This is a genomic window from Rickettsia asembonensis (assembly GCF_000828125.2).
Classification (GTDB): Bacteria; Pseudomonadota; Alphaproteobacteria; order Rickettsiales; family Rickettsiaceae; genus Rickettsia; species Rickettsia asembonensis.
The window spans coordinates 1-5825 of record NZ_JWSW01000084.1; the positions used below are offsets into that span (position 1 = coordinate 1).

Genomic DNA, 5825 nt, shown 5'->3' on the forward strand with positions numbered 1-5825 from the left:
ATAATACTAGTATTTATTGAGGACGTCATTGGTATGTTACAAGAATTAACATTAGAAGAAAAGCAATTGTTATCAATTAATAAATTAATAACGGATATTGCATGTGATTATGATAATCAGTGGATAAAACGAAAAAGATCGATAGATAGTAAATTTTTAATTAGCTTTATCTTTCAGATTATACTAGATACAAACAAGGGGTATAGTATATCCCTACTAAGGTTATGGGAGCATTATAGCAACAAGGATATTCAAACCCCGCAACAGAAAATCTTTGCACCATCTTCAGTTTGTGAAGCAAGGCAAAAGTTATCAGAACAGATATTTATAGATCTCAATAAAAAGCTAATTTCTGAGTTTAATTATCAAAAACAGAAGGTAGCACATCAGCTGGCACATAGAGTTTTTGCAGTAGATGGTTCTAGAGTGAATTTACCAAAAGAATTAAAGGAACTTGGATATAAAACATGCAATAAAAATTCTTATTATCCTCAGGGATTAATGAGTTGCATTTACAATATAGACGCACAAATTGTCTATGATTTTTGTTTAAGCAAAAATTTAAATGAGAGGTTATGTGTTCCCAATCATCTGTCAGTTTTACAAAAAGGAGATATAGTAATATTTGATAGGGGTTATTTTAGTTATCTCCTATTATACCAATGTATGAAAAAAGATATTGTTCCTGTTTTTAGAGTTTCAATTCATTTAGGAAACAAAGCATTACTAGATTTTGTGTCCAGTGTGGAACCTGATTCGGTGATAGAATATGTACCTTCATCAACAGTAAAAAAGCAAATAGAAAAACAAGGTCTAAATATAGAATGTAAGCCTATAATGTTACGTTTGGTTAAGCACGAGATCGATTATAAATTATATCTTTATGCTACAACTTTAATAGACAGTAAATATAGTAGGAAGATATTTGCAGAGCTATATGCCAAAAGATGGGAGATAGAAGAATTATACAAGATATCAAAGTGTTTAGTTGATGTTGAAGCTTTTCACTCTAAAACTGAAAGAGGAGTCAAGCAGGAAACCTATGCACATTTTGTATTAATAAATCTAGCAAGATTGTTTGAATTAGCTGCTAAGGCAAAATACGATAAAAACTCAGGTAACACCAAATTTAATTTTAAAAATTGCTTAAATGTTATTGAGCAAAGCATACAAACGATTATTTATAAATCTGAGTTATTTTGTACGCACATTATATTAAAGGCTACTTATCAGATTTCACAGATAAAGCAAAAGATAAGACCAATGCGAAAATACCTGAGAATATCTCATAAACCTTTCAATAGGTGGGTCTTAAATCGCAGTCCTTTTAGGACTTAGTGCACTAACCGAATGCCATTGAGTACTACTATAGGTATAGCAGTAATGGCAGAAGTAAATCCAAGTTTAGCAAAAGAAGCATTTATAATATTGAGAAATCTACTTAGTAATTTAAACAACTATCATGAGAATATTATGCATGCAGCCGGTACGAGTTTAGTTGAATTAATAGAGTTAATCCCCTTTGATAAAACACGCTACAAGCAGGTGCATGAACTACTTAAAATAATTAAATTAACTTGGCATAAAGACTTTCATCACCTAAATTACTTGCGGAAACAGATGATCCGCTAGCAGAGCAGTATAAAACGCATAAACCTTTATTCCTGAATAAAGGTTTAGCTCTTAAAATAGCGGCAAGTGATATTAATTACATAAGTAGTATTACAAATGAAAATACCAAACTTTCCACTGAAAAATATCTTTTATCTTATGCAGGTGATAATAAAGATAAGTTCGTAATGTTGTTAGAAAAAAGAAGTATTTTCGGTGATCATCTAATATATAAATTTGGTGAGGATAATTTAAAGAAAATAGCCACTATTTATCCAGCAGAAATTAACAAAGAACTAAGAGGACAACTATTTAACGAATTAGAATCCAAAGAACAATTTAATTGCTTTATTAAGAATGAAAAGCTTAAGTCTGAAGAAGAAAAACGGATATTTAAATGTTCTAACAAACTAAAGTTTGCAACCGAAATAATTCAAGATGCGAAAATAAGGTTGGAAACCAGTAATTTTAAATTACTAGATGCCGGAGCAAATAAAAGATTAGATGCCCATGAAATTAAGATAGATAGCCACAATAAAACACTAAAAGATAGTGGAACAATACAAAAAGCAGAAATTTTCAGAGAAGTTGAAAAACTAAAACAGGAAAACATCTTATTTTACAATTATTATTACACTTTTTATTGTACCACAAGAAATATTATACTAGATTTTCAAATTGCCGAGGCTAAGATGTTTTAAAATAATACTATAGAGGAGGAAGCTATAATTAAATTATTTGCAAAAAGTTTGGATTTAACAATAAAAAGTTTCTTAGAGGGTGTTTGCAGTATATTAGCAGCAAGGCGTAAGAGAAAAGAGGAAAATAGAGTAACTAGTATAAACGATATTATTCGCAATAAAATTGGAATGGAAGATTTAGACGATAACTTAAAGAAAATAGCTATTAATAAAACCCAAGAACGTAAAAACGAAATAATAAATCCCAAAAAATGCAAGAAATACATATATCAAATTCTTATTCCTCGCAATTTCGAGCTTATGTACAAAAAACCTTTAATAAGGTTAAAGAACTTATAAGTCCTAAAGCTATAGAAAGACATGACATGGATAATTTAGCCGTGCAACTAGCTTTAAAGGACTCTATTTTATTTATCGAATCTTTATATAAAAACCATGATGATATATTGAATAAAAAAATGATTTTTACGTGCAGGATGAAAAGGGTGAAAATAGTAATATTGTTTAATGTTAATCTCTTCTGATATCCAATAAATGCAAAATCAGATAAGCAGCAATTGCCCCTCTCCTAAGAATCGTGCATAAGGATCAGATATCTTTATCATGAGAATTACTCTCACGAGATTTTCCCTATGCTTAACTGTATTTCATCACATTGTTAGGGTAGCTCTTTTCCGTATCCTTAGATTCATCTAGTGACATAGATGGTTGCCTAGCGGAAACAACTCTTTGATATAACCTCGTGTCACACATTATTATATGGCTTTTCGGTTATTTAGGTATATGTTAAATATTTATGAATATCATATAAAAGTAATAAAAAACAAAAAATTTCCTTTCATATATCCTTTAGTGTTTTATAATGGCATACAAAATAGGGTTAATTTTATTCTGCACTTTGACCCAACTTAGTCAAAATGATATAATAGAAATAGAGAAAATACTTAAATCACAATTAATATAGCCAAAAATTTAATCAAAGCCTGTGCAAAAACTGACTTAATAGCTAACCTCAACCGGATTAAAGAAGGAAGAGGGTGAGAAACTTAAATAAATTACTTATACATGTATTTATTATCATTTATATTAGGAGGATTAAATGCATTACTCCGTCAATTACGTTTATCAATTAGCTCTATAGAGTTTTATAAAGACGTATATAAAAACTATCAAGGGTACGGAATAAGATATTTATTTACCTTATCTTTTATCCCATCAATAATTTATTGTATTTTTATATTAAATTACATAATAACTTTAAAAGATTATTTTAATGGAATACAATCATCAAAAGTTACAGACAATATTGAATATATTATCAATCAATTACCGGAAATTAAATATAATAATTCAAAAATTTTAGTTGAAGAAGTAGAGCCTATATATTTATATAGCAAGAATAACAATAAAATAGTTGTCATTGATACAAAAAATCAAGTTTCTAACAAAGAAAAAAGCAAAATACCGTTTGTACTTGAAGAGAATAAGCTGAAGATAAATTTAATTGTAGCCAATACTAAGAAAAATTTCCCAAGTACCGTTAACTATTCTGAGATATTCAAACAAAATGAAGTAATTTTAACTCCTGAAATAATAAAAAAATATTTTGCTGATAATTTATTATATGCACCAAATTTATTTATTTATTTCGGTATGCCGGCTATTATATTATTTTGGTTTGTAACATTCTTATTTGAGAGAAGTATTATAGTTTTATTAGTATATAGCTTAGCTAATTTACTTACTACTAAAACTTCAATACAAACTTCTATAAGGTTAGTAATGTTTTCAAGCGGAGTTCCAATAATATTACAACCAGTTATTATTATATTAATACCGGAATTAAGCATATTATTACAGCTACTACAAATGTTTACAACTTGTTTAGTATTTGTCGCTATTTGGCAAATTAACAAGAGCCTGTCGAGTTATATATAAGAAAAATCGGTTATTATATAATATGTGATTTTAAATCCTCAATTTAAAAATAGCCTATTATTAAAAAATTTTAGGTAATTTAAATGGGTAAAGAAAAAAAGAAAGTAAGGTTTGTAGAAGAACCGCAAGTTAAGGAATTTTTGCAAGATAAAGAAGTAACAGAAGTAGATCTTATAAGAGGAAGAGTAATTAATATTTATGATAAAGGCGGCTACTTAAAGCCGGATCAATTGGTAATTCATGAAAGAGAAGCTATTGGAGAAAAAAATTTTGAAGTAAAAAGAAATCTAAATTTCTTTCAACAAATTTTCGCTGCAGTAGGTCTTATAAAGGATACAAAAACAATCAAAGAAGAATTTACTTATACTACCGGTGATATACAAGGAATATTAAAGGATAACGGTCAATTTATTAATAATCCTGAAGAAATTAGAAAATTTGTTGATAAAAATAGAGATATTCAAATTGCGGATATTGATGGTATCGGTATTGGTAATTTAAATCATCAAGGTAAAATACAAATTAATTCAAAGCTTGGATTAAATAATGAAAAAATTATCCTTTATAAGGATGGTCAATTAGCTGCTATTGAAAGAAAAAGTCAACTTATAAATCAAGAAGGAGAGCTTTTATACAAAGACAACTTAGTCCAAAAAGATAATAAAGTTTATTTAGTCGGAGACGCCGGAAGAAATATTAATACACCTTTTAGAGATCCAAAAACTAGAGCTAGAGATAATTGGAATAGATTAATAAATAAATTTAGGGCTGCTTTAATACCGGAACATGAGTTAGGAAAATTAAACGATGCTATAGTAGATTCTGTAAGAGTTAAAGTAGTTCATCCAAATCCAAAACTTGCGGAACATCATCTTTAAGAAATAGCTCAAGGTAAACAAATATGGGATGGGCATGAATTTGAAATATTGCGTATGGGACCTGAGGAACAAAAAAATCATCGACTATTCTATGATACCCCCTCTCAGAGATTACTTGATTCTAACGGTAAAGTAGCTTCTACTATTGGTAAAGAAAGTAAAAGCATGAATAATGTTCAAGCATTTGTAATGGGAAAGGATGGAGTAATTTATATGGGTACTCATAAAAATCAATATTTGCCAAATACTAAAAATCTTGTTCATGGCTCATTTTTAAGCGGAAAGCCTGCGGAAGCAGCAGGAGTTATAGGTATAAATAATAGAGGAAAAATTGATTATCTTAGTAATAATAGCGGTCATTATCAACCTGAAGCTTTAGATATGTACCGTGCTGTAAAAAAAATACAAGAAACTATGCCCGGTGCTTTAGATAAAAATTGTCAAATCGATATTCAAGGACATCCACGAATATTTGTTACTGATTTTATAAAAGATATGGAAACCAAAGTAGGTTTTGGAAAAAGTGCTAAAACCAAGCATGAAAAACTAAGAGAAAATAGAATAGAAAAAATTAAAAATTATCAAGCTAATTTAAAAAATATTGCTGCTTCTTCAAAACCTAAAGCTAGAAATAGAATAACAAACAGGGGGCATGGGTAAATAATGATGTCATTCCTGCGAGGAGGCATTGTTGCGT

The 5825-nt window shown here is 28.9% G+C and carries 7 protein-coding genes and 1 pseudogene; all 8 read left to right on the top strand.

Going from position 1 to position 5825, the window contains the following annotated elements:
• Positions 1–1338, top strand: a 1338-nt coding sequence (locus SB78_RS06730; protein WP_041079569.1) for an IS4 family transposase, incomplete at its 5' end; no start/stop codon positions are given.
• 12 nt (positions 1339–1350) lie between these two features.
• Positions 1351–1632 carry a hypothetical protein gene (locus tag SB78_RS06735; protein WP_041079593.1) on the top strand — a complete coding sequence of 94 codons (282 nt, stop codon included), beginning with the start codon at positions 1351–1353 and terminating at the stop codon, positions 1630–1632.
• Between the two features lie 167 nt (positions 1633–1799).
• Positions 1800–2312 carry a hypothetical protein gene (locus tag SB78_RS11275; RefSeq protein WP_241773822.1) on the top strand — a complete coding sequence of 171 codons (513 nt, stop codon included), beginning with the start codon at positions 1800–1802 and terminating at the stop codon, positions 2310–2312.
• Between the two features lie 48 nt (positions 2313–2360).
• The gene (locus SB78_RS06745) at positions 2361–2651 is read left to right on the top strand and encodes a hypothetical protein (RefSeq protein WP_241773823.1); all 291 of its coding nucleotides are present in this window, start codon (positions 2361–2363) and stop codon (positions 2649–2651) included.
• Positions 2652–3065: 414 nt separating this feature from the next.
• Positions 3066–3179 (top strand): annotated as a pseudogene (locus tag SB78_RS08615) (Rpn family recombination-promoting nuclease/putative transposase); the annotation flags it as partial.
• 198 nt (positions 3180–3377) lie between these two features.
• On the top strand, positions 3378–4250 hold the full coding sequence (locus SB78_RS06750) for a DUF1189 family protein (protein WP_041079595.1): 873 nt from the start codon (positions 3378–3380) through the stop codon (positions 4248–4250).
• Between the two features lie 83 nt (positions 4251–4333).
• Complete coding sequence (locus SB78_RS06755) at positions 4334–5128, top strand: hypothetical protein (protein ID WP_241773824.1); 795 nt, start codon at positions 4334–4336, stop codon at positions 5126–5128.
• A 414-nt stretch (positions 5129–5542) separates the two neighbouring features.
• Positions 5543–5788: a hypothetical protein gene (locus SB78_RS11825; protein WP_041079597.1), complete on the top strand. Its 246-nt coding sequence runs from the start codon at positions 5543–5545 to the stop codon at positions 5786–5788.
• The last annotated feature ends 37 nt before the right edge of the window (positions 5789–5825 follow it).